Raw genomic sequence first — 20,871 nt, 5'->3', positions numbered from 1 at the left:
TGGTTTACTTATACAAACTATTATGTGGAAAATCCTGTCTTAAAAAGCAGATAGCTTTTCACACAGGTTTTCCCGTTTTCATGAAAGAGGTGGTGCAGTGAAGGGGCAGGAAAGAATTCTTGTGGTGGAGGATGAAGACTCCATCCGCCAGTTTATTACCATTAACCTGGAGAGAAATTCATTTCAGGTTATGGAGGCCGTCAGCGGGAAAGAAGCCCTGACCAGGTCGAAGACATTTCGCCCTCACCTGATGGTGCTGGACATCATGCTGCCTGGTATGGACGGCCTTGAGGTTTGCCGCCGGCTGCGGGTCGAGTCTCCCGGCATAGCGGTGATTATGCTGACAGCCCGGGGGCAGGATATAGATAAAGTAATGGGGCTGGAATTGGGAGCGGACGATTATGTGGTGAAACCATTCAATCCCCTGGAACTGGTGGCCAGGATTCGGGCCGTTCTCAGGCGGATGCAAACAGATCGACCGGATAACAGTCAAATTATATGCCAAGGCCTCTTTCGTCTTGATGACAGGGCTCAGCTGATTTGCAAAAATGATCAGGAATTGGATCTGACTCCCCGAGAGTATTGCCTGATGAAGATTTTTCTGGAAAACAGCAACCGGGCCTTGAGCCGTGACTGGCTGTTGAATCTGGCCTGGGGAGAGGACTTCGTCGGTGATCCTAAGACTGTAGACGTACATATCAGGAGGTTGCGGGAAAAAATTGAGGACAACCCTTCCAAACCGGTTTATATTGAAACCGTTTGGGGAGTTGGTTATCGCTGGCGGGAGGAGGGCAAAGTTGCAGGGCATTAAAAAAAGGTTGGTCGGCAGCTACTTGCTGGTAATTATACTTACAGTATTCATAATGAATACCTTCTTGCTGGTAGGGATCAGACAATATTATTTCGATAATGTGATAGATGTACTGGAAAAACAAGCAGAGGTGGCAGGCAGTTTTTATGCGCGTTATCTGGCCTATAAAGATTTGCCAAGCGAAGCCGGGGTCCTTTTGGATAGCTTTTCCTCAGCTACTGCGGCACAGGTGCAAATTATAAGTACCGAGGGGATGGTGCTGGCCGACTCTCAGGGAACACCGGTTGCAGAAAAATTGTCTTTTGCCGATATTCAAAAGGCCCTGGCGGGAGAATTGGGGCAATGGCAGGGCAACTTGCCTGTTACCGGCGAACCGGCCATGTCTGTAGCCTATCCCCTGCAATCCGGTGCTCGGGTGGTAGGAGCAGTTCGCTTTGTAACATCTCTTACCGGGATACACGGGGTTATCAGGAACGCAGCTTTAATACTGGTTGCTGTGGGGCTGTTGGTGGTGTTTTTGGCCACAGCGGTCAGTGTGTTATTGTCTGCAACCATCACCGGGCCGGTGGAGAAAATTACCCGGGTGGCTGAGGAAATGGCCGCAGGCCGGTTTAGTGCCCGGGCTGTCAAAAAATATGATGACGAAGTGGGTAAGCTGGCCGATACGTTAAATTATATGGCGGAAGAAATAGTCCGTTATGAGCAATTGAAAAACCAGTTTATTGCGTCCATTTCCCACGAACTGCGTACCCCGTTAACATCCATTAAAGGATGGGCGGTAACCCTCCGGGCCGGGGGATTGGAAAATGTGGATGAAATAAATGATGGGCTGAACATTATTGAAAGAGAGAGCGATCGGCTAACCCTGCTGCTTGATGAATTATTGGATTTTTCCAGACTATCTGCAGGAAAAATTACATTGCAGCAGGATACGGTTCATCTGCAGGAACTGCTGGACTCTATTGTAAAACAAATGAATCCCAGAGCCCGGCGGCAAGGAGTCCATCTAGTATGCGAGACCCCGCAGGATTTACCGTCGGTTAAAGCAGACCCCAACAGGTTAAAACAAGTTATTATTAATCTGCTGGATAATTCCCTCAAATTTACTCCTTCCGGAGGAACTGTCAGCCTTAGCGCCCGGTCCGGGGAAGATCATGTCCAAATAACTGTAGCAGATACCGGAAGTGGTATTCCCCATGAAGCTCTGCCTAAAGTAAAACAAAAATTTTACAAAGAAACATCATCAGCAGGCAGTGGAATTGGTTTGTCTATTTGTGATGAAATTGTTAAACTGCACCGGGGGCATATGATCATCGACAGTTCTCCCGGGCAGGGGACGGAAGTTCGGCTTATTCTCCCCTTACAACCTAATATGTACTTAGAATAAATCGTAACTATTCACATACATAGACGGGTGTGTTATGGTTATCCCCTCTCGTTCCGTGCTTCGCGCAGGACGACTCTAAGACAGACTGTGGACCGAACTAAGAGTCCCTCAATGCGCATGATACTTTTATTACCTTATTGCAACATTAGTTTTAACCAAACCCCGCCATTCATCCCACCTCTAAGGTGGTGGGATGAATGGCGGCCTTGTTTTGTGTACTAATAAAATGTTTGCCAAAGGCGCAGCTTTTTGGCTTTACCGGAACGCCAATATTTGAAGATAATGCTACCTACAAAAAAATTGATGGTACAGTTGGCTCTTATGTAACAACGGAAGATGTTTTCCAAAAGGAGCTGCACACCTATACAATTACAAACGCCATTGATGACCGCAATGTGCTCCGCTTTCACATTGACTATTTTAAGCCAGAGGATGTAAAAAAAGCTGCAAAAGCTCCAAACGTTCTGAGTAAAAAAGCAGTGGTCGAAGCGATAATTTCGAAGCATGACGCCGCTACCAACGGTAGACGATACAATGCGATTTTTGCGACTGCTTCTATCAACGATGCAATTGAGTATTTTGAACTCTTTAAATCATTGCAGGACGAGCGCAGCAAGGACGAGGGCGAGAACTTTGTGCCGCTGAATATCGCCTGCGTTTTTTCTCCGCCAGCCGAAGGAAACAAAGATGTAAAGCAGTTGCAAGAAGATTTACAGCAGGAGAAAGCTGATAATGAAAAAGAGCCGGAGAAGAAAAAGGCGGCCCTTAAAAGCATTATGGATAACTATAATTTGATGTATGGCACAAGTCACAGTATTAATGAATTTGATTTGTATTATCAGGATGTACAGAACGCATCAAAGACCAAAAATATCCCAACTCGGACTATCCTCACAAAAACAAAATTGACATAACAATTGTGGTGGATATGCTTTTAACGGGGTTTGATTCAAAATATCTTAATACCCTGTATGTCGATAAAAACTTAAAGCAGCACGGCTTAATCCAAGCGTTTTCAAGAACAAACCGCATCTTGAATGACACAAAGCCATATGGTAATATTCTTGACTTTAGAGGGCAGGAAAAAGATGTTGATGAGGCAATTGCGCTGTTCTCCGGAAAAGATAGTAGCAGCAGAGCAAAAGAAATCTGGCTTGTTGATCCAGCCCCCGTTGTCGTAGATAAACTGGACAAAGCAGTTTCCGAGCTTGAAAAGTTTATGGAATCGCAAGGTCTGGAGTGTAAACCTGAGCAAGTAAGCAATCTTAAAGGAGATGCCGCACGAGGCGAATTTATCAATAAATTCAAAGAGGTTCAGCGCCTTAAAACACAGCTTGACCAATATACAGATATCAAAGAAGAGCAAGTGGTAAAGATTGAAGAGCTATTACCGGAGGATACTTTGTGTGCCTTCCGTGGTGTTTATATTGAAACTGCCCAACAATTAAAAGCGCAACAGCGCAAGGATTTTGAAGAGCAAAACCCTGCTATTGAACAGCTGAATTTCGAGTTTGTTCTGTTTTCCTCTGCCATAATTGATTACGACTATATCATGTCTTTGATTTCAAAATATACGCAACCTGGTGTGCCTAAAAAAGAAAAAATGAGCCGTGAACAGCTCATTGGTTTGCTTAGCTCAAATTCAAACATGATGGATGAGCGCGATGATATTATTGCGTATATTAATACGCTGGAAGCTGGAAAATAAGGTGGACCCCTTGGTCAAGACAAATTTTTTTATGATTTAAGATACCAAGGGAACCCCCTCTCTTTTCCTTGATGTTTTATTATTGATATGATGTTTTACTTCTTATCGCCGTGGTTGTGGTCAGTGTGGTCAACGCGAAAGCGTTGTCCAAGTCCTGTGGTCAACCTGGTAGGGTTGTCCACAGGACGTCACTGTCCACAGTCGGTCTTTCGAATTAATCAATTAATTAGTAATATATTTCAAACGGTGTCTTGTAATCCAGCGACTGATGAGGCCTTTCGTTGTTGTAGAAATCTATATACCGTCTGATCCCCCGTCGTGCCTCTCTGGGGCTCATGTAATCGTTCAGGTAGACTTCTTCATATTTAATTGAACGCCAGAGCCGCTCTGTAAAGATATTATCTATAGCTCTGCCTTTTCCGTCCATACTGATCAGAACACCTGCGTTTTGCAGAAGTTGTGTGTATTGCGGACTCGTAAAATGACTACCTTGATCGCTGTTCCAAATTAGGGGCATTTTTTTATCCAACGCCCGCTTAACTGCTACTAGAACAAATGGTATCTCCAACACCTGGTCAAGTTCCCAGCTTATAATGAAGCGGGAGAACCAGTCAAGTATGGCTACCAAGTACATCCACCCCTCTTTAAGGCGAATATATGTAATATCAATACCCCATATGTGGTTGGGGTGGTTGGCTGTTACACCCCGTAATAGATACGGATAAACACGGTGCTCTGTGTTCCGTTTACTTAAGTTGGGACCTGGGCAAATACCCGCTAATCCCATATCCCGCATATAATGCTGAACCCTCTTTCGATTTACGGGTATGTTCTCTCTGCATAATTGAGCTGTAATACGTCGAGAACCGTAATACGGATGCCGTGTATATATTTCGTCAATGCGATGCCTAATGGCGATTTCTTCTGCGGAAGGAGGTGCTGGCTTGTAATAGATCCTTGTCCGGTTTATTCCCAGCAAGTCAGCCTGTGCAGTCAAGGATATTTCTTTATTGTCTGGTTCTACCAGTGCCAGACGCTCTTCTTTAGTCAGATTTAATGCCAGATTTTTTTTTCAACCACGTCAATTGCGTGGTTAAACGACCAATTTCGGCGTATAGCTCGTTAACCTTCTTCTCCTCAGCTGCCTTTGCTGCTCTGGCTGCCCTGTGCTCATCAGAAAAAAGGGTTGGCAATTTGTCTATTGCCATTGTCTTCCATTTTTTAAGCTGAGTTGGGTGAACTCCCGACTCCGAAGCAATTTGAGCAATTGTTTTTTCTTCCTTCAGAAGCTCAAGAACAATTTGAGCTTTGAAGGTGTCTGTGTATGTTTTTCTCATGTCTTAATTGTATCTTAAATTCGACCTTTTTGTTGTCCGATTTCCTGGGTCCATTATAAAAGGCCTGGACGAAAAGGCAATAAAAGAAGGCTATAAGGCATTCAAAGATGAAAAATCGGCAAAGGAAATGGCATCGCTAGCCGAAAAGCACGGTTTGCAGCCTGCATCGTTGCAAACCTTTGTAAATGAAATTATAGGACGCATGATTTTTGATGGCGAAAAACTGAGTGATTTATTGGCTCCGTTAAATCTTGCCTGGAGAGACCGGACAAAGAAAGAACTTGAGCTGATGGATGACTTGATCCCACTGCTGAAAAAGCTTGCAGGCGGGCGTGTGATTGTGGGGTTAAATGCATATGAATAATAACAAAACGGCTTTGGTGCCGAGGCTACGGTTCCCGGAATTTGCAATCAATGGCGCAATTAACTTCGAAACCGGAGATGTAATATTTGAGCCCATTAGCAATAAGAACCATAATTCTGATCTTCCGGTTCTCGCCATAACGCAGGAACATGGTGCCATCCCAAGAGATCAGATTGATTATAATGTGTCGGTAACGGATAAAAGCCTTGAAAGTTACAAGGTTGTGGAAATAGGAGATTTCATCATTAGCCTAAGATCTTTTCAAGGCGGAATAGAATATTCTTTATATCATGGTATTTGTAGCCCGGCATATATTATTTTGCGCAAGAGGGTTCCAATTGTTGATCAATACTACAAACATTATTTTAAAACGGGGAGATTTATAAAAGATCTAAATAAGGACTTAGAGGGCATAAGAGATGGTAAAATGGTAAGTTATAGACAGTTCTCTGCTATAATGCTGCCAAAGCCGGATAGAAAAGAGCAACAAAAAATCGCCGATTGCCTATCTTCCATTGACGACCTTATCGCCGCAGAAGACAAAAAGCTTGAGGCTCTCGGAGCACATAAAAGGGGGCTTATGCAGAAGCTGTTTCCCGCCGAGGGGAAAACTTTGCCTGAGTGGAGGTTCCCAGAGTTTAGGGGTAGTGGAGAGTGGGTAATTAGTCCATTGAGTGAAGTATGCGAAAACTTGGATTCAAGAAGGATTCCAATAACGGAGAAGGATAGAAAAAAAGGCTTTACGCCTTATTATGGTGCATCTGGTATTGTCGATTATGTTGACGGTTTTATTTTTGACGAAGTATTACTGTGCGTGTCGGAAGATGGAGCTAATTTAGTAGCGCGTACATATCCCATCGCATTTAGTATTTCGGGCAAAACTTGGGTAAACAATCATGCACATGTACTCAAATTCCAAAATAGCAATACACAAGTTATGGTTAAAAACTATATAAATAGCATTAACTTGGAGGACTTCCTTACAGGCATGGCTCAGCCAAAATTGAACAGAGCAAAGCTGGATATCATACCCATTCCATTGCCGAGCGAAAAGGAACAACAGAAAATCGCTGATTGTCTTTCCAGCATTGATGACCTTATAGCCGGGCAAGTCAAAAAGCTTGAGGCTCTGAGAACCCACAAAAAAGGCTTAATGCAAGGCCTGTTCCCTTCTATTGAGGAGGTGGGCGAGTGAGCATAAACGTCCCATCCGCTTTCTCGAAAGAGGATTTTAAAAAGCTTACCAACAAAAAGCTTAATAATGATAATTTCCAACAATATAAAAAACTGTTTACTGACAATTATAAATGCCCAAGAGGTGCGGAACAATACAGCTTGAAAGAGGGGTTATCTGATGAGCTGCTTGCAAAATTGGATTTTGTTCTTAAGAGAATAGAAAACAACAAACAATTTGATTCGCTCAAAGATATAGCCAAGTATTTAAGAATGCTGCTTGAAGAGAAGAAATATATTGTATTGTTTGCCTATAACGGCACAGGCAAGACAAGGCTTTCTGTGGAGTTCAAATCTTTGGGGCAGCAGATTATTGAAGAGACAGGTGAGAAAACGGCTGATACGCTATACTATAATGCGTTTACCGAAGACCTTTTTTATTGGGATAATGATTTGGATAACGACGCCGAGCGCCTGTTAAAGCTAAATAGCAATTCCAGATTTTTTTCGGGACTCAAAGATTTGGAAATGGAAAGCAGAATCCGCCCTTTGCTGCATAGGTATGTAGATTTCGATTTTACTATCAATTATGAGAGTTGGGAAATTAGCTTTTTCAGAGATGCGTTAATTTCTGGCACCACTCAAAGGGTTGATAATATAAAAATATCTCGTGGGGAGGAAAACATCTTCATTTGGTGGTTCTTCCTAGCCGTTGTCCAATTAGTTGTAGATAATGTTGAATCGTATAATTGGGTAAAATATATTTATGTGGACGACCCGATTTCCTCGCTTGATGACAATAATGTTATTGCTGTCGCAAGCCATTTGGCAAGGCTAATGAGCGACAATGACGTCAAAGTAATTGTATCGTCGCACCATGCATTGTTTTTCAATGTTTTATGCAATGAAATTAGTAATGCTGAGCAAATGTTTTTGCATAGAAACACTACGAATGGTACATATATCCTTAAAGATACAAGAAAAACTCCGTTTTTTCATCATGTTGCGTTGCTGAAGGAATTAAAAAAGGCAGCTGATACAGGCGAGTTGTATACATATCACTTTAATATCCTTAGAAACATATTAGAAAAGACCGCGTCTTTTCATGGCTTTGCGCATTTTTCTTCGTGCATAAGAAAAGGGGAGGACGAGGATGACCCTGTGCACAAAAGAATACTCGACCTTTTGAGTCATGGTAATTATTCCCTTTTCGACCCCAAAGAAATGGTCGAAGAGAACAAGGATCACTTTAAAAGAATATTAAATAACTTTTTAGAAGATAACAATTTCAATCAAAATCTGTTCATGGATGAACAAGGTCAGGAGGCACAAGAATGAACGACACACAACAAAAACAATTAGGCGCAACCCTATGGGCTATAGCCGACAAACTGCGCGGGGCCATGAATCCCGATGACTTCCGTGATTATATGCTGTCCTTTCTTTTCTTGCGCTATCTGTCAGACAATTATGAGGAAGCAGCAAAAAAAGAACTTGGCAGCGATTATTTGCAATGTGAAAATGAAATAGAAAGTATTTATAATGCTGGCAAGCAAGACGAGACTATTAGTCTATTGAAAGAACAGGTAACGGATTATTTTATCAAACAGGAATTAGAGGAAAACGTAAAAAATATGATGATTGACGATCATCTTGTATTGTTTGAAAGTAAAAAGTTAACTCCGCTTATTGTTTGGTATAATAAAAATTTAGATCAAATTGTGACGTTTGAAAAACAAATGCGTCGTAAAGTTCATTTTGTAATCAAACCTCACTATCTTTGGAGCAACATATACGAATTAGCCCGCACTCAAAGCAAGTATCTTTTGCAAACTTTGCAAGCCGGTTTTAAGTTTATAGAAAATGAGTCCTTTGACAGCGCATTTCGTGGTTTGTTTTCCGAAGTCAATCTCGATTCCGACAAGCTTGGAAGAAATTATGAAGCTCGCAACACTATGCTGTGTTCAATCATAACTGAAATTGCCGAGGGGCTTTCTGAGTTTACTAACGAAACCGATCTTTTGGGAAATGCCTATGAATACTTGATTGGCCAATTTGCGTCAGGCTCGGGTAAAAAAGCCGGAGAGTTCTATACTCCTCAGCAGATCTCCAACATCCTGTCGCGCATTGTTATACTTGATAGCCAAGATCCCAGTACAGGCAAAAAGCCATATATTAATAATTTGTTGGATTTTGCTTGTGGTTCAGCTTCGTTGTTAATCAATGTTAAAAAGCATCTTGAACCAAACAGTATTAGTCAAATATATGGGCAAGAAAAGAACATAACAACTTACAACCTTGCACGCATGAACATGCTTCTTCATAGATTTAAGGATTCTGAGTTTCAAATCTTTCACGGAGACTCACTGTTGAATGATTGGGATATCTTAAACGAGATGAACCCGGCAAAAAAATTGAAATGTGACGCAGTCGTTGCAAATCCTCCTTTCAGCTACCGCTGGGAGCCTAACGATACACTGGCCGAAGATTTCCGCTTTAAAAGTTATGGACTTGCCCCAAAATCAGCGGCTGACTTTGCCTTTCTGCTACATGGATTCCACTTTTTGAGTGATGAAGGCACGATGGCAATTATTTTGCCTCATGGTGTTTTATTCCGTGGTGGTGCAGAAGAAAAAATCAGAACGAAGCTACTCGAAGATGGGAATATCGACACTATTATTGGGTTGCCCGCAAATCTCTTTTTCTCAACAGGCATTCCGGTTTGCATTCTTGTGCTTAAAAAGTGCAAGAAATTCGACGACGTGCTATTTATTAATGCGAGCGAATACTTTGATAAAGGTAAACGTCAAAATATCTTGCTACCTGAGCATATAGACAAGATTGTTGACACCTATCAGTTCCGTAAAGAAGAGGACAAGAAATATTCTCGTCGCGTGTCAATGAAAGAGATTGAAAAGAACGGTTTCAATCTCAACATATCAAGATATGTGAGCACAGCTGCGGAAGAAGAAATTGTTGATCTTGCGGATGTGAAAAAGAAACTTGACGAAACTGAAGATGCCATAAAAAGGGCAAAGGCAAAGCATAATCAGTTCTTGAAGGAACTTGGTTTGCCAGAGCTACCTTGAATCAGAAGATGCAGAAAGCTTATTATGCTGGCAACAATCTGGCAACAAAAAATTGGATAGCGCTTGCGCTATGGATAATAAAGACAATTAGAATACCACGAGCTATATTATCTAAACAAAATCGTTTAGATTGCGCTCCGAGTGATAGACTGGGAATAGGGAAGAAAAAGCCTGTAACCCCAGATAAATAAAGTGTTACCCCCCATAGGTACAATTACTGAACCGAGGGGGTAACCGGTACGGGGTAACAAGGAAAGCAGAACGCCAGTCACGATTTTGTGGCTGGCGTTCTGCTGGTGCATTCGTCATTGTTTTCTTCCCATACATAAAAGAAATGTATCCGCAAATGTAAATTCCAAGATATTTAAGTGCGTTATCTTAGATTGTGTCAGGGTGCGCTACCGGGACACTAAGTTCGGTTACCCACAGTCTGTCTAAGAGCCGTTAGCCTGCGCTCAGTCACTACGCCGGGATAACAACCATAGCACACCCTACTCCCTGCTGAATAGTTACCGTTAAAAGATGATATCACTTTCTCAACTTTGCTCATAGCAAAACCTCCTATCAATAGATTAAACCTCACGGATTTTTCAATGATGATAATCGGAAAATCTATGAGGTTATGACGCAACTTTTATCCAGCTATTACTATGCTTGACACCCTATATTTTGGATATGATATCTAAAAATCGACTTTAAGGGGGTCATGAAATGTTGGATAAAATCTTTTCCGCGGGAAAAGCTGATTCTAGCATACACGTTGGCGAATCTTATGCTCTTTGGACACAATTACAAGCATGGTACGATGTCCAGGAAGTCACCGAAGCGCTTTTGAACTACGTTAAAGATGGCGATTTTAAACTTGTGCTGGAGCAAGGTATAAAATTAACAAAGGATAACATTGCAAAGTTAGAAGATGCAATGGAAAATTATAGGGTAACTTTTCCTCAACCTCCCCGCAAAGCATTAAGAGAGCCGGCAGAACCCATGACGCTGACAGACGAAAACATTTTTCGCCTAATCTTTGACATTAGCCAAACTGCTCTCTCAGTTCATGTAAAATCAATAAGCATATGTCTCAACGACTCCCTACGCAAATTATTTGCGGATTTTCTTTCTGCAGAGTTAGAAGCATACGATATCTTAGTAAAATTCGGCAAGACAAAGGGTTGGGTACATTATCCGCCGTCATACAAATTAGCAGACTAAACGAGGGGATCAAAGGCGGGCAGTGCAAGAAAAAGAAGTACAAAACTCTGCTGAATAGTAACGTTTTAATTTGTCAAAACTGTTCGTTCATTAGATTTTTAGCCACAGCTTCCTTTGATTTTTCATTCATACCATTATGAGTCATGGCCAATACCACGGGAAAGATCCATAATAAAGCTTGACTTTTTACGATTACACATGTAAACTGTAGTAAGAGTTTACATGTGTAATCAATAGACATTGGAGGGAAGCGTCTTGAGTATCCCCAAGATATCTGACTCAGAATGGGAAGTCATGAAAGTCATATGGAAGAGCAGCCCACTGACATCTGAAGAAATAATTGCCTCTCTGTCTGAAAAAAAAGACTGGTCGCCCCAAACTATAAAAACATTTATCAACAGACTTCTGAAAAAAGGCGCAATAGGATATGAAAAAACCAGTCGCAGCTATGTATACTATCCAACCATATCTGAGAAAGAATGCGTGTTGGCTGAAAGTAAAAATTTTATTGAAAGGGTGTACGACGGCGCGGCAGCAATGTTTTTTGCCAACTTTATTGAGGAAAAGGCTTTGTCCGAGGAGGAAATTGCCAAGCTTAAAAACCTATTAGAAGGCAAGAAACGTAAATAGTCGTTTGTGCTCCAGACAAGTTCAAGAATCTGGGGGGATATCCATAAATGGAGATGCTTAGTATTATATTTTCTCATATTTTATATTCTTCATTGATTTCTAGCATCATAATCGTACTGTTATTGATTGTCAAGAAGTGTTTACCTAGTTACCTGTCCGGCAGAGTATATCATGTGATGTGGCTTCTCGTTTTACTCAGACTTATGGTGCCTTTCGAAATTGAAAGCCCATATAGTTTAACCAGTATTCTTCCCGAAATATACCCATTATTTAATTATTCCCATGAGTATATGAGTAATCAAGCAGATGATTACTTCAGAACAGGAAATTTGAATAGCAATGAGTTTCAAGAATTAGATGGAGAATACTACGACAAAGAGAAAACTAGAGATTATTCCCTCTGGAACCTGGGCCTTCTCAGTATAGTTTGGCTTACCGGGGTTACGTCTATAGCCTTGTTCGCTTCGATTATGCTCATAAAATTTAAACGACGGAGTAAAGAATTTGAAAGAGATTATAACCCTCAGATTACTGAACTAATGCAACAATGTTGTGTAAGATTAGGGCTCAAAAAGGATATTCCCCTTTATTTGGATTCATATTTTCGTGGTCCCTGTATAGCCGGTATATTTAGTCCAAGTATCTATTTGCCCAAAGATATTTGCAGCCAAATACATCATCATCAGTTGGAACACGTACTGCTACATGAACTGGCTCATTATAAGAGAAAGGATCTCATCTACAATTCGTGCGCAGCAATGGCCGCCATACTGCACTGGTTTAATCCTCTCGTATGGCTGGCAATTAGGGAGATGAGATATGACAGGGAGATTGCTACGGATGCTTATGTAATGGAAACATTGGGCGAGTCCGCAGTAATCCCTTACGGAAATACACTTCTTAAACTGGCCGGTATATTCTCTAATCGTTCCACACCATCAATCCTGGCTGGTTTTAATGAAACTAATAAGCAGATGGAGAGGAGAATCACCATGATAAAAATGTTTAGGAAAGGCTCCTACAAACTGTCGGCCCTTGCTATCCTGAGCTTTATCATTATCGGAGCTCTAGCTTTTACCATTGCAAATGGCAGTACTCTTAAAGGTGATGGAAACAGCATGTTTAATGAAAATATAAAGGATATGATGGTAGTTATTGATCCCGGTCATGGCGGAAATGATTGGGGAGGTACATATCCCTTTGACACTTCTGATCCTGAATCAATAGAGATTAAAGAAAAGGATTTTAATCTGGAAATATCGCTTCTGCTATCTGATTTGTTGAAAAAATCAGGCATAAAGGTTGTGATGACCCGTCAGGATGACAGAACAGTGGAACTGGAAAAGCGGGTGGAGTTTGCAAATAGCTGTAAAGCCGCCTTGTTAGTCAGTATTCATAATGATATGCATCCTGATAGTGCAATAAATGGAACCAAAACTCAATATTATTACTCTGGTAATGAAGCCGGTTATGGGATTACCGGAGAAAAAGCAGCGCAAATTATCCAATCGAATCTGGTGGAAAAACTTGGTACAATAGACCTGGGAATAAGTAATGCCAGATTTAAGATACTGGAACAGGTGAACATGCCTGCAGTTTTAACCCAAGTAGCTTATATCACCAACAAATCAGACCGAGAAAAGCTTATGACAAGAGAATTCAGAGTCAAAACAGCGCAAGCGATATATGATGGAATAATAGAAGTGCTAAATGAAATGGACGCAACGGATAAGTGAGGGAATTGAAAATTCTATGGTTTGTCTATTTGTGATGAAATTGTTAAACTGCACCGGGGGCAGATGATCATCGACAGTTCTCCCGGACAAGGTACGGAAGTTCGGCTTATTCCCCCCCCTGCAAACTAATACGCACCCGGACTTCCATAAATGATACCGGCATTCATCACCGATGCAAAGAAAGTTCACTGATTCGCTATAACTTACACCGTATACTTTGAGGGGAGATTCTAATGAAACACTCGGTTTTTTCTCTGTTTCATCCACTTATCCGCAAATGGTTTGCCGAAAAGGTAGGCGAGCCTACCGATATTCAGATCCAAGCCTGGCCTCGCATTACCAAAGGCGAGCACGTCCTGATCACAGCTCCCACGGGCAGCGGCAAAACCTTGACCGCCTTTCTCTGGGCACTGCAAAAGCTGATTACCGGGGATTGGCCGCTTGGCCGGGTACGGGTTTTGTATGTTTCGCCCCTGAAGGCCCTCAACAACGATGTGCAGCGCAACCTGTTGCAGCCCCTTCAGGAGCTGCGGGCGTATTTTGCAGAAGCCGGTGAGCTGTTTCCCCCTATTCAAGTACTCACCCGCAGCGGTGATACCCCTCAAAACGAACGACGGCAGATGCTGCGCAAACCGCCTGAGATCCTGATCACCACGCCTGAGAGTCTCAATCTGCTGCTTAGTTCCAAAAACAACCGCCTGATTTTAAGCGGAGTGGAAACGGTTATTTTGGATGAGATCCACGCAGTTCTGGATAACAAACGGGGCACCCACCTGATCACGGCAGTGGACCGGCTTGTTCTTTTGGCGGGGGAATTCCAAAGGATCGCCCTATCTGCCACGGTTCGCCCTCTGGAACCGGTCGCCGAATTTGTTGGCGGTTTTAAAGCATGTCGGGACGGCGAGGATTGCCGGTATCAAAAGCGGCCGCTGGTTATCTTGAGATCTGCGGCAAAAAAACACTATAATTTAATCGTTGACGCTATTGAACGGAACAATGGCGGGGCGGAGGAGGTAGAGCAGGACGCCCTCTGGCAGGCTCTGGCTGCCGTCTTGACAAAGGTGATTAAAGAAAACATCGCCACACTGGTGTTTTGCAACAACCGCCGGGCCGTAGAAAAACTGAGCCGATATATCAATGATGCTGCTGGTGAGTCTCTGGTCTATTCCCACCATGGTTCACTGGCCAAAGAGCTCCGCCTAACGGTGGAACAAAAACTCAAAAACGGTGAACTGAAAGGGATCGTAGCCACTAATTCCCTCGAATTGGGAATCGATATCGGTAAACTGGATACGGTAATTTTGGTGCAAACCCCGCCCTCGCTGACTGCCGCCATCCAAAGGATCGGCCGGGCCGGACACAGTGTGGGCCAGGTGAGCCGGGGAATTTTGTTTCCCATTTGCGGGCGCGATTTTGTGGAAGCCGCGGTGGTTTCACGCAGCTTGCCCGCGGTCGAGATTGAGCTAATCACACCTATTGAAGCACCCCTGGATGTGCTGGCACAAGTGCTTTTATCCATGACCGCCGTTGAAACCTGGGATGCGGATGAGCTTTATGCTTTCCTCAAGACCAGTTATCCTTATCGCAATCTGTCCCGGAAGAGTTATGACCTGTTGCTGGAAATGCTTGCGGGCCGTTATGCGGATACCCGCCTGCGCGAATTGAAACCGCGTATTATTTGGGATAAGCTTGACCGTACAATCAAAGCCCGTGACGGGGTGGCCCGCCTGGTTTACTTGGGAGGCGGCACCATCCCGGACCGGGGTTACTATGATCTCCGCCTGCTGGATACCAAGGCTAAGATCGGTGAGCTGGACGAGGAGTTTGTCTGGGAGCGGAGTGTGGGCGAAACCTTCATGCTTGGTACACAGGTCTGGAAGATTATGTGCATTACTCATAATGATGTGGAAGTGATTCCCGGTGCTCAGACAATCAACATCATACCCTTCTGGCGGGCGGAAGAGCAAAACCGGGATTTCTTTTATTCCGAAAAAATAGGCCTCTTTTTGGAAGAGGCGGAGCAAAACCTGAAAACAGACTCCTTCGCGCATCAGCTGGTGACCCCAAACACTTGGTCCGTGTATGCGGTTGAACGGCTTATTGAATTTCTCAAACGGCAAAAAGAAGCTGCGGGCCAACCCTTACCCCATCGTCATCATATTTTAATTGAACACTTTGCCGACCCCCTGAACACGGCGGACAGCAAACAGGTTATTGTACATACCCTCTGGGGCGGCAAAGTCAACCGGCCTTTTGCCATGGGTTTGGCTGCCGCCTGGGAGCAAAAGTTCGGCTATCCCCTGGAGATTTATGTCAGCAACAATAGCATCATGTTAATGCTGCCCCACAGTTTTGCGCTGCAAGAGCTTTTCTCCCTGGTCTCACCTCAAAATTTAGAGGATTTCTTGCGGGGCAAACTGGAGAGTTCGGGTTTCTTTGGAGCTAAATTTCGGGAAAACGCAGGTACTGCCTTGCTGCTGCCCAGAGTCAATTTCAAAAAGCGCATGCCTTTATGGCTCAACCGCCTCAGAGCCAAAAAATTGCAGGCAGCAGTCTCCTCATATGCCGATTTTCCGATCATGATTGAGACCTGGCGCACCTGCCTGAAGGACGAATTCGATTTAGACATGGTTAAGCAACTGTTGGATGAAATAAATGATGGCCGGATCAAAATAAGTGAAACGGTTACTCATCAACCGTCTCCCTTCGCGTCTGATGTGATCTGGCGCCAGACCAATAAATACATGTATGAAGACGATACCCCTTTTTCTGATCGGCAGTCGGGTTTAAGCGGGGAGCTGTTGAAAGAACTGGTGTATTCACCTCATTTACGGCCCGAAATCCCGGAGGCCCTAGTCCGGCAATTGAACGGCAAACTCAAGCGGACCGCCCCGGGGTATGCGCCCACTGACGGAGAGGAATTATTGCTCTGGATCAAAGAACGCCTTTTTATTCCCGCCGATGAAGCGGCATCCCTCTTTGCCGCCATGGAACGGGATCTCCAGTCAGCCGATCACAAGTTAACCTTAGAAAAGATCAAGCGCACTCTGGGGGACAAATTGGCCTGGCTTCATCTGCCGGGGGCGGAACAGCCGGGCTTGTGTGCCCTGGAGATCCTGCCCAGGATAGTTGCCTGCCTGGGTGCCGTCTTTTCCGACCTTGTCCTGCACCCCTTAATCCCTCAGGCAGTTAGTCAGATGTCGGCGGGCTTGAGCAAGGTTGCTGCCCTATTTGAACAGGAGACGGCTGCGGAACCCGGGGAATTTGGCGGCGATGTTACAGACACCGCCCTCTTCGTAAGCCAGTGGTTATCCTACTACGGTCCCGTGCCCCGGGATTTTGTCAGCCGGTGCCTTGGCCTGCCGGTTAATGTTTCTGCGGCGGTGTTGGCCATCCTGTTGAAAGAGGAATGTATTGTGGCGGATGTGTTTACGCAGGAAGCCGGCGAAGCAGAGGTATGTGAGCGGGAAAATTTGGAGCGCTTGTTTGCGATGGCCAGGCGTGCACGCCGGCAGGAGGACAAGCCCTTGCCGGTAACGGCATTGCCCTTGTTTTTGGCGACCTACCAGGGGGTTGTGGAAAAAGGAACGAACATGGAAGATTTACAAGCACGCCTGGAACAATTGTTTGGCTTGATTAGCCAGGCCCAGCTTTGGGAGGAAGCAATCCTGCCAGCCCGTCTGGAGACCTATTATACCTCTTGGATGGATAGCCTCATGCAAACCAGTGATCTGGTTTGGTTCGGCCGCGGCAATAAGCGGGTGGTTTTTTGCTTGCGTGAAGATTTGGAGTTGTTCCCTCCCGCTGAAGAGGGGCAGGGACCAGAAGATAAAGTACAGGCGCGGGATCTTTTTCCGGATCCATTGGGCAAATACGATTTCTTTACCCTCAGCCGGCATACGGGTTTACCGAGTGATGATCTGACTCAACGGTTGTGGCGTCATGTTTGGCAAGGCAATATTGCCAACGATAGTTTTGCCGTGTTACGCAGGGGCCTCCTAACCAAATTTACACCCCTCCAGGTGGAAGGCAAGCATGGTTTTGGCCGCCGTTCCGGATACAGCCGCTGGTCTGCTTCGCGTCCTTTACAGGGCAACTGGTATGCCTTGTCGGAATGTGAAGAGAAGGATCCTATTGAGCGGGAGGAACTGGTCAAAGAAAGGATCCGCCAGCTTTTTTCCCGTTATGGCGTGCTTTTTCGCGAACTGATCCAGCAGGAATTGCCCGAGATGCAGTGGCGGCGGATTTTTCGTACGCTGCGTCTCATGGAGTTTTCCGGGGAGATTTATGCCGGGCATTTTTTTGCACAAATCATTGGTTTACAGTTTGCCTCCCGGGAAGCAAACCGACTATTGCACAAAGGATTAAACGAGAAAAGTATTTACTGGCTGAATGCTGCCGATCCGGCATCGCCCTGCGGTCTTAAACTTCCCGGTTTGGACGAAGACCTTCCCACCCGTTTAGCAACCAATTTTGTCGTATTTCACGGCACCCGGTTAAAATTGGTGGCCAAACGTAACGGCAAAGAGCTTTTGATCAAAGCCGGACCCGATGATGCGTCTTTACCCGAGTATTTTGCCTTTTGCAAGACTCTCTTAACGCGTGAGTTTAATCCATTAAAAAGTATAGTCGTGGAATCCATTAACGGCCGACCGGCTTTGGAAAGCCCCTATAAAAAAGCTTTACAGGGGATTGGCTTTATCGGTGAGTATAAAGGTCTGATATTGAGACGACAATATTAAGACCTGGAATAAAGATATGATTGAAGAAATGGCTAAGGTCTCGTCTCCAAATATTGGCAAAGTAGTTCTTTATGTTGCTGATTCAGCACTCGTTACTTCTATAAACCTTGAGTTAATGAAAAAAAATACATTAAAGTTATTGATATTGGATTTTATAGTGGTTTCATAATTTCATAGTACGCTAAAAAAAGTATACCATGTGTCGGTATACTTTTTTAATGGTAATGGCAGCGTTTTGGGTTCCTTAAAGTCGTAGCTTACCCATACGAGTGACTGTGGCTGATCGAAAGTAGCTTAAGGCAAATTTCTTATAAATCTAAAAAGTAAGAGCGACAAAGTTTTTAGGTATAAAATTCCAATATGATTTATATTAATAATATAGGGGAGGGACAAGACGATGGCCAGTAAAATTTTAAACATTAGCAAGACAGCTGCATGGGAAAAAGAAACTGAGCAAAGTCGGGCTGAAATGGAAAATATTATGGCCGTACTGCCGGAAAGTATTCGCGTTTTGCTGGAATCTTTGCCATCAAAGCAGTTAAGCAAATTAGAGGAATTAAGATTAAGACTTAATCTTCCCCTAATCCTGGTTATAGATGGCAAGGACAGTTTTATAACTGAAAAGGGTGTATTGACAGTTTGCCGGGAAAATATTTTCTCGGTTACCCCTCAGGATATGCAGAAGGTACTTCAACTGGTCAGCGGTTCATCTGTTTATGCCCTTGAAGATGAGTTGAAAAACGGTTACATTACTATGCCGGGAGGTCACAGGATAGGCTTGTGCGGCAAAGTAGTAACGGAAAAAGGCAGGGTAAAAACCATAAAGCATGTTTCATCGATTAATATGCGTGTATCCAGAGAAATACCGGGAGCTGCATCAAAACTCATCCCTTACGTTATTGACCGGGATAAGGGTACTGTAAAGCACACACTGTTGGTTTCCCCTCCTCGTTGTGGTAAAACCACTCTCTTGCGCGACTTAGTCAGGCAGATTAGTAACGGTATACCCTCTTTGAGCTTTCCGGGAACAACTGTAGGATTGGTGGACGAGCGTTCAGAGCTGGCAGGCTGTTATTACGGTTTGCCGCAAAAGGATGTGGGACTGCGTACTGATGTGCTGGACGCCTGTCCCAAGGCAGAAGGAATGATCATGCTGCTGCGAGCTATGAGTCCGCAGGTTATAGCCACCGATGAGATAGGAAGGGCAGAGGATGTACGGGCCTTAGAGGAAGTTTTTCATGCCGGGGTTAAAGTTATTACCACTGTTCATGCTGCTTCTATAAAGGAACTTATTCAGCGTCCGGCCTTAAAATATCTTTTAGAATTAAAAACAATTGACCGCTATATTATTTTGAGTCGAACCCGGGGTGTGGGAACGATTGAAGAGATTATTGACGGTCGCACCATGCAGTTATTGGAGGTGAAAACTTGTTAAAACTTCTCGGCTCAATAATTATTATATCTGCCTGTGGTATGGCAGGATTGGTCAAAGCCCGCACTTATACACGTCGTACCGGTGAATTGCGTTCTATACAATCTGCTTTGCAGCTGTTGGAAACGGAAATAGCTTACGCTGCGTCACCTCTGGCACAGGCTCTGCACTCCGCAGCAGCTTGCGGTGAAAAAAATGTGGCCGGTTTATTTCTCAGAGCCTCGCAAGAACTGCTCAGCATGACCGGTCAAACTGCCGGAGAAGCCTGGGATAAAGCACTGGCTGTTTTTTACCCGCAGTCTTCTCTTAACCGGTCAGACCTGTTAATTCTACGTAACTTTGGCAGTACGCTTGGTGTATCGGACCGGGAAGATCAGATTAAACACCTGTGTCTGACTCAAGAGCAGTTAAGAGCTGAAATGGAAAAAGCAGAAGCAGAGGCAGGGTCTAACGTTAAAATATGGAATTATTTCGGTTTTTTCGGCGGGATAGTGACAGTTTTGATTCTACTCTAGGAAACTATGCTATGGGCAAGTACGGCTGCTCGAAAGTCGCTTAAGAAGACTTTCCTGTTATATAAAGCAGTGTTAAGAAAGGGGCAGGCAAATGAGTGACAACATTGATCTAATTTTCAAAATTGCCGGAATAGGTATACTTACGGCAGTACTCCATTCTGTGCTAAAGCATGCCGGCAAGGAGGAGCAGGCCCAGCTGGCTACTCTGGCCGGTGTAGCGATAGCTCTGACCTGGGTTATTCAACTGTTGGGCGGGCTTTTTGACCAGGTAAAATCTGTATTTAAGCTGTTCTAAGAGTGTATTTCTACGATGTTTAGCTCTGTGATTAGGCTGGTGATGAGTGATGGAGATTATCCAGATTGTTGGACTGGGATTAATTGGTGCTATTTTGGCAGTAATATTAAGGCAGCAAAAACCTGAATTAGCGTTAATGCTTAGTATTTGTGTAGGTGTTTTACTGTTTTTAACTGTAATCGGTCAAATTTCAGCTGTTTTTAATGTCTTGCGTGATTTGGCCGCACAGGCCAATATCAGTATGGTCTATGTCGGCACAATCTTAAAAATAGTCGGTATTGCCTATATAGCAGATTTCGGTGCTCAAATCTGTCGTGATTCCGGTGAAAGCGCGTTGGCCTCAAAGATAGAATTTGCTGCTAAAATACTGGTTCTGGTTATGGCTGTGCCAATTATTATAGCAGTTTTGCAGGCATTATTAAAACTGGTTCCTTAAGGTGGGA

19 protein-coding genes and 1 pseudogene are annotated in these 20,871 nt (G+C 43.9%); 18 read left to right on the top strand and 2 right to left on the bottom strand.

The annotated features are described in order from the left end of the window. The first annotated feature begins 97 nt into the window (after positions 1–97). The 4 genes and pseudogenes from DTOX_RS12850 to DTOX_RS24370 all read left to right on the top strand — a co-directional run bounded on the left by DTOX_RS12850 (position 98) and on the right by DTOX_RS24370 (position 3,906). The gene (locus DTOX_RS12850; protein WP_015758110.1) at positions 98–811 is read left to right on the top strand and encodes a response regulator transcription factor; all 714 of its coding nucleotides are present in this window, start codon (positions 98–100) and stop codon (positions 809–811) included. Further along, positions 798–2,198 carry a sensor histidine kinase gene (locus tag DTOX_RS12845; protein WP_015758109.1) on the top strand — a complete coding sequence of 467 codons (1,401 nt, stop codon included), beginning with the start codon at positions 798–800 and terminating at the stop codon, positions 2,196–2,198. The genes DTOX_RS12850 and DTOX_RS12845 overlap by 14 nt, the downstream gene beginning before the upstream one ends. 197 nt (positions 2,199–2,395) lie before the next feature. Next, positions 2,396–3,213, top strand: a pseudogene (locus DTOX_RS24375) (type I restriction enzyme subunit R domain-containing protein); the annotation flags it as partial. An 18-nt stretch (positions 3,214–3,231) separates the two neighbouring features. After that, the gene (locus DTOX_RS24370; protein WP_422698409.1) at positions 3,232–3,906 is read left to right on the top strand and encodes a type I restriction endonuclease subunit R, EcoR124 family; all 675 of its coding nucleotides are present in this window, start codon (positions 3,232–3,234) and stop codon (positions 3,904–3,906) included. 226 nt (positions 3,907–4,132) lie between these two features. Here the strand turns inward: DTOX_RS24370 and DTOX_RS12835 are convergent. Continuing rightward, positions 4,133–5,243, bottom strand: a protein-coding gene (locus tag DTOX_RS12835; protein ID WP_015757564.1) for an IS3 family transposase whose coding sequence is annotated in 2 segments (ribosomal slippage) — positions 4,133–4,969 and positions 4,971–5,243 — 1,110 coding nt in all. Because the reading frame shifts where the segments join, the coding sequence is not laid out codon by codon here. Between the two features lie 7 nt (positions 5,244–5,250). Between DTOX_RS12835 and DTOX_RS12825 the strand changes: the two genes are divergently transcribed. The 4 genes from DTOX_RS12825 to DTOX_RS12810 are packed head-to-tail and all read left to right on the top strand — an operon-like array spanning position 5,251 to position 9,869. Continuing rightward, on the top strand, positions 5,251–5,607 hold the full coding sequence (locus DTOX_RS12825) for a type I restriction endonuclease subunit R, EcoR124 family (protein ID WP_042315817.1): 357 nt from the start codon (positions 5,251–5,253) through the stop codon (positions 5,605–5,607). Continuing rightward, complete coding sequence (locus tag DTOX_RS12820) at positions 5,600–6,802, top strand: restriction endonuclease subunit S (protein ID WP_015758108.1); 1,203 nt, start codon at positions 5,600–5,602, stop codon at positions 6,800–6,802. The genes DTOX_RS12825 and DTOX_RS12820 overlap by 8 nt, the downstream gene beginning before the upstream one ends. Further along, complete coding sequence (locus tag DTOX_RS12815; RefSeq protein ID WP_015758107.1) at positions 6,799–8,118, top strand: AAA family ATPase; 1,320 nt, start codon at positions 6,799–6,801, stop codon at positions 8,116–8,118. The genes DTOX_RS12820 and DTOX_RS12815 overlap by 4 nt, the downstream gene beginning before the upstream one ends. After that, on the top strand, positions 8,115–9,869 hold the full coding sequence (locus DTOX_RS12810) for a type I restriction-modification system subunit M (protein WP_015758106.1): 1,755 nt from the start codon (positions 8,115–8,117) through the stop codon (positions 9,867–9,869). Before DTOX_RS12815 ends, DTOX_RS12810 begins: the two co-directional genes overlap by 4 nt. Before the next feature lie 409 nt (positions 9,870–10,278). Here the strand turns inward: DTOX_RS12810 and DTOX_RS23055 are convergent, their stop codons facing one another. Next, entirely contained in the window at positions 10,279–10,419 is a 141-nt protein-coding gene (locus DTOX_RS23055) for a hypothetical protein (protein WP_015758105.1), read from the bottom strand. A 161-nt stretch (positions 10,420–10,580) separates the two neighbouring features. Here DTOX_RS23055 and DTOX_RS12800 point away from each other — a divergent pair, with 161 nt between their 5' ends. The 10 genes from DTOX_RS12800 to spoIIIAD all read left to right on the top strand — a co-directional run bounded on the left by DTOX_RS12800 (position 10,581) and on the right by spoIIIAD (position 20,864). Next, positions 10,581–11,078: a DUF3231 family protein gene (locus DTOX_RS12800; protein ID WP_015758104.1), complete on the top strand. Its 498-nt coding sequence runs from the start codon at positions 10,581–10,583 to the stop codon at positions 11,076–11,078. 255 nt (positions 11,079–11,333) lie between these two features. Continuing rightward, positions 11,334–11,708: a BlaI/MecI/CopY family transcriptional regulator gene (locus tag DTOX_RS12795; RefSeq protein ID WP_015758103.1), complete on the top strand. Its 375-nt coding sequence runs from the start codon at positions 11,334–11,336 to the stop codon at positions 11,706–11,708. 47 nt (positions 11,709–11,755) lie between these two features. After that, on the top strand, positions 11,756–13,444 hold the full coding sequence (locus DTOX_RS12790) for an N-acetylmuramoyl-L-alanine amidase (RefSeq protein WP_015758102.1): 1,689 nt from the start codon (positions 11,756–11,758) through the stop codon (positions 13,442–13,444). 21 nt (positions 13,445–13,465) lie between these two features. Next, entirely contained in the window at positions 13,466–13,573 is a 108-nt protein-coding gene (locus tag DTOX_RS24850) for an ATP-binding protein (protein WP_083773437.1), read from the top strand. Between the two features lie 104 nt (positions 13,574–13,677). Next, positions 13,678–18,186, top strand: coding sequence for a DEAD/DEAH box helicase (locus DTOX_RS12785; RefSeq protein WP_015758101.1), 4,509 nt, complete (start codon positions 13,678–13,680; stop codon positions 18,184–18,186). 16 nt (positions 18,187–18,202) lie between these two features. After that, positions 18,203–18,355 carry a hypothetical protein gene (locus DTOX_RS23050; RefSeq protein ID WP_015758100.1) on the top strand — a complete coding sequence of 51 codons (153 nt, stop codon included), beginning with the start codon at positions 18,203–18,205 and terminating at the stop codon, positions 18,353–18,355. A gap of 228 nt (positions 18,356–18,583) precedes the next feature. Continuing rightward, positions 18,584–19,621, top strand: a complete 1,038-nt coding sequence (gene spoIIIAA, locus DTOX_RS12780; RefSeq protein WP_015758099.1) for a stage III sporulation protein AA — start codon at positions 18,584–18,586, stop codon at positions 19,619–19,621. Continuing rightward, positions 19,615–20,133 carry a stage III sporulation protein AB gene (locus tag DTOX_RS12775; protein WP_015758098.1) on the top strand — a complete coding sequence of 173 codons (519 nt, stop codon included), beginning with the start codon at positions 19,615–19,617 and terminating at the stop codon, positions 20,131–20,133. The genes spoIIIAA and DTOX_RS12775 overlap by 7 nt, the downstream gene beginning before the upstream one ends. Positions 20,134–20,224: 91 nt before the next feature. Continuing rightward, positions 20,225–20,428 (top strand): stage III sporulation protein AC, encoded by a 204-nt coding sequence (gene spoIIIAC, locus DTOX_RS12770; protein ID WP_015758097.1) that lies wholly within the window; start codon positions 20,225–20,227, stop codon positions 20,426–20,428. 49 nt (positions 20,429–20,477) lie between these two features. Further along, positions 20,478–20,864, top strand: coding sequence for a stage III sporulation protein AD (spoIIIAD, locus tag DTOX_RS12765; RefSeq protein WP_042315813.1), 387 nt, complete (start codon positions 20,478–20,480; stop codon positions 20,862–20,864). Positions 20,865–20,871 lie beyond the last annotated feature (7 nt).

Source organism: Desulfofarcimen acetoxidans DSM 771, assembly GCF_000024205.1.
Lineage (GTDB): Bacteria > Bacillota > Desulfotomaculia > Desulfotomaculales > Desulfofarciminaceae > Desulfofarcimen > Desulfofarcimen acetoxidans.
This window is presented reverse-complemented; position numbering and strand designations above follow the sequence as displayed.

Coding starts and splice junctions, on each gene's coding strand:
- DTOX_RS12820 (WP_015758108.1), top strand. CDS start 5,600: ATGAATAATAACAAAACGGCTTTGGTGCCGAGGCTACGGTTCCCGGAA.
- DTOX_RS12810 (WP_015758106.1), top strand. CDS start 8,115: ATGAACGACACACAACAAAAACAATTAGGCGCAACCCTATGGGCTATA.
- DTOX_RS23055 (WP_015758105.1), bottom strand. CDS start 10,419: ATGAGCAAAGTTGAGAAAGTGATATCATCTTTTAACGGTAACTATTCA.
- DTOX_RS12800 (WP_015758104.1), top strand. CDS start 10,581: ATGTTGGATAAAATCTTTTCCGCGGGAAAAGCTGATTCTAGCATACAC.
- DTOX_RS12790 (WP_015758102.1), top strand. CDS start 11,756: ATGGAGATGCTTAGTATTATATTTTCTCATATTTTATATTCTTCATTG.
- DTOX_RS12785 (WP_015758101.1), top strand. CDS start 13,678: ATGAAACACTCGGTTTTTTCTCTGTTTCATCCACTTATCCGCAAATGG.
- DTOX_RS23050 (WP_015758100.1), top strand. CDS start 18,203: ATGATTGAAGAAATGGCTAAGGTCTCGTCTCCAAATATTGGCAAAGTA.
- spoIIIAA (WP_015758099.1), top strand. CDS start 18,584: ATGGCCAGTAAAATTTTAAACATTAGCAAGACAGCTGCATGGGAAAAA.
- spoIIIAC (WP_015758097.1), top strand. CDS start 20,225: ATGAGTGACAACATTGATCTAATTTTCAAAATTGCCGGAATAGGTATA.
- spoIIIAD (WP_042315813.1), top strand. CDS start 20,478: ATGGAGATTATCCAGATTGTTGGACTGGGATTAATTGGTGCTATTTTG.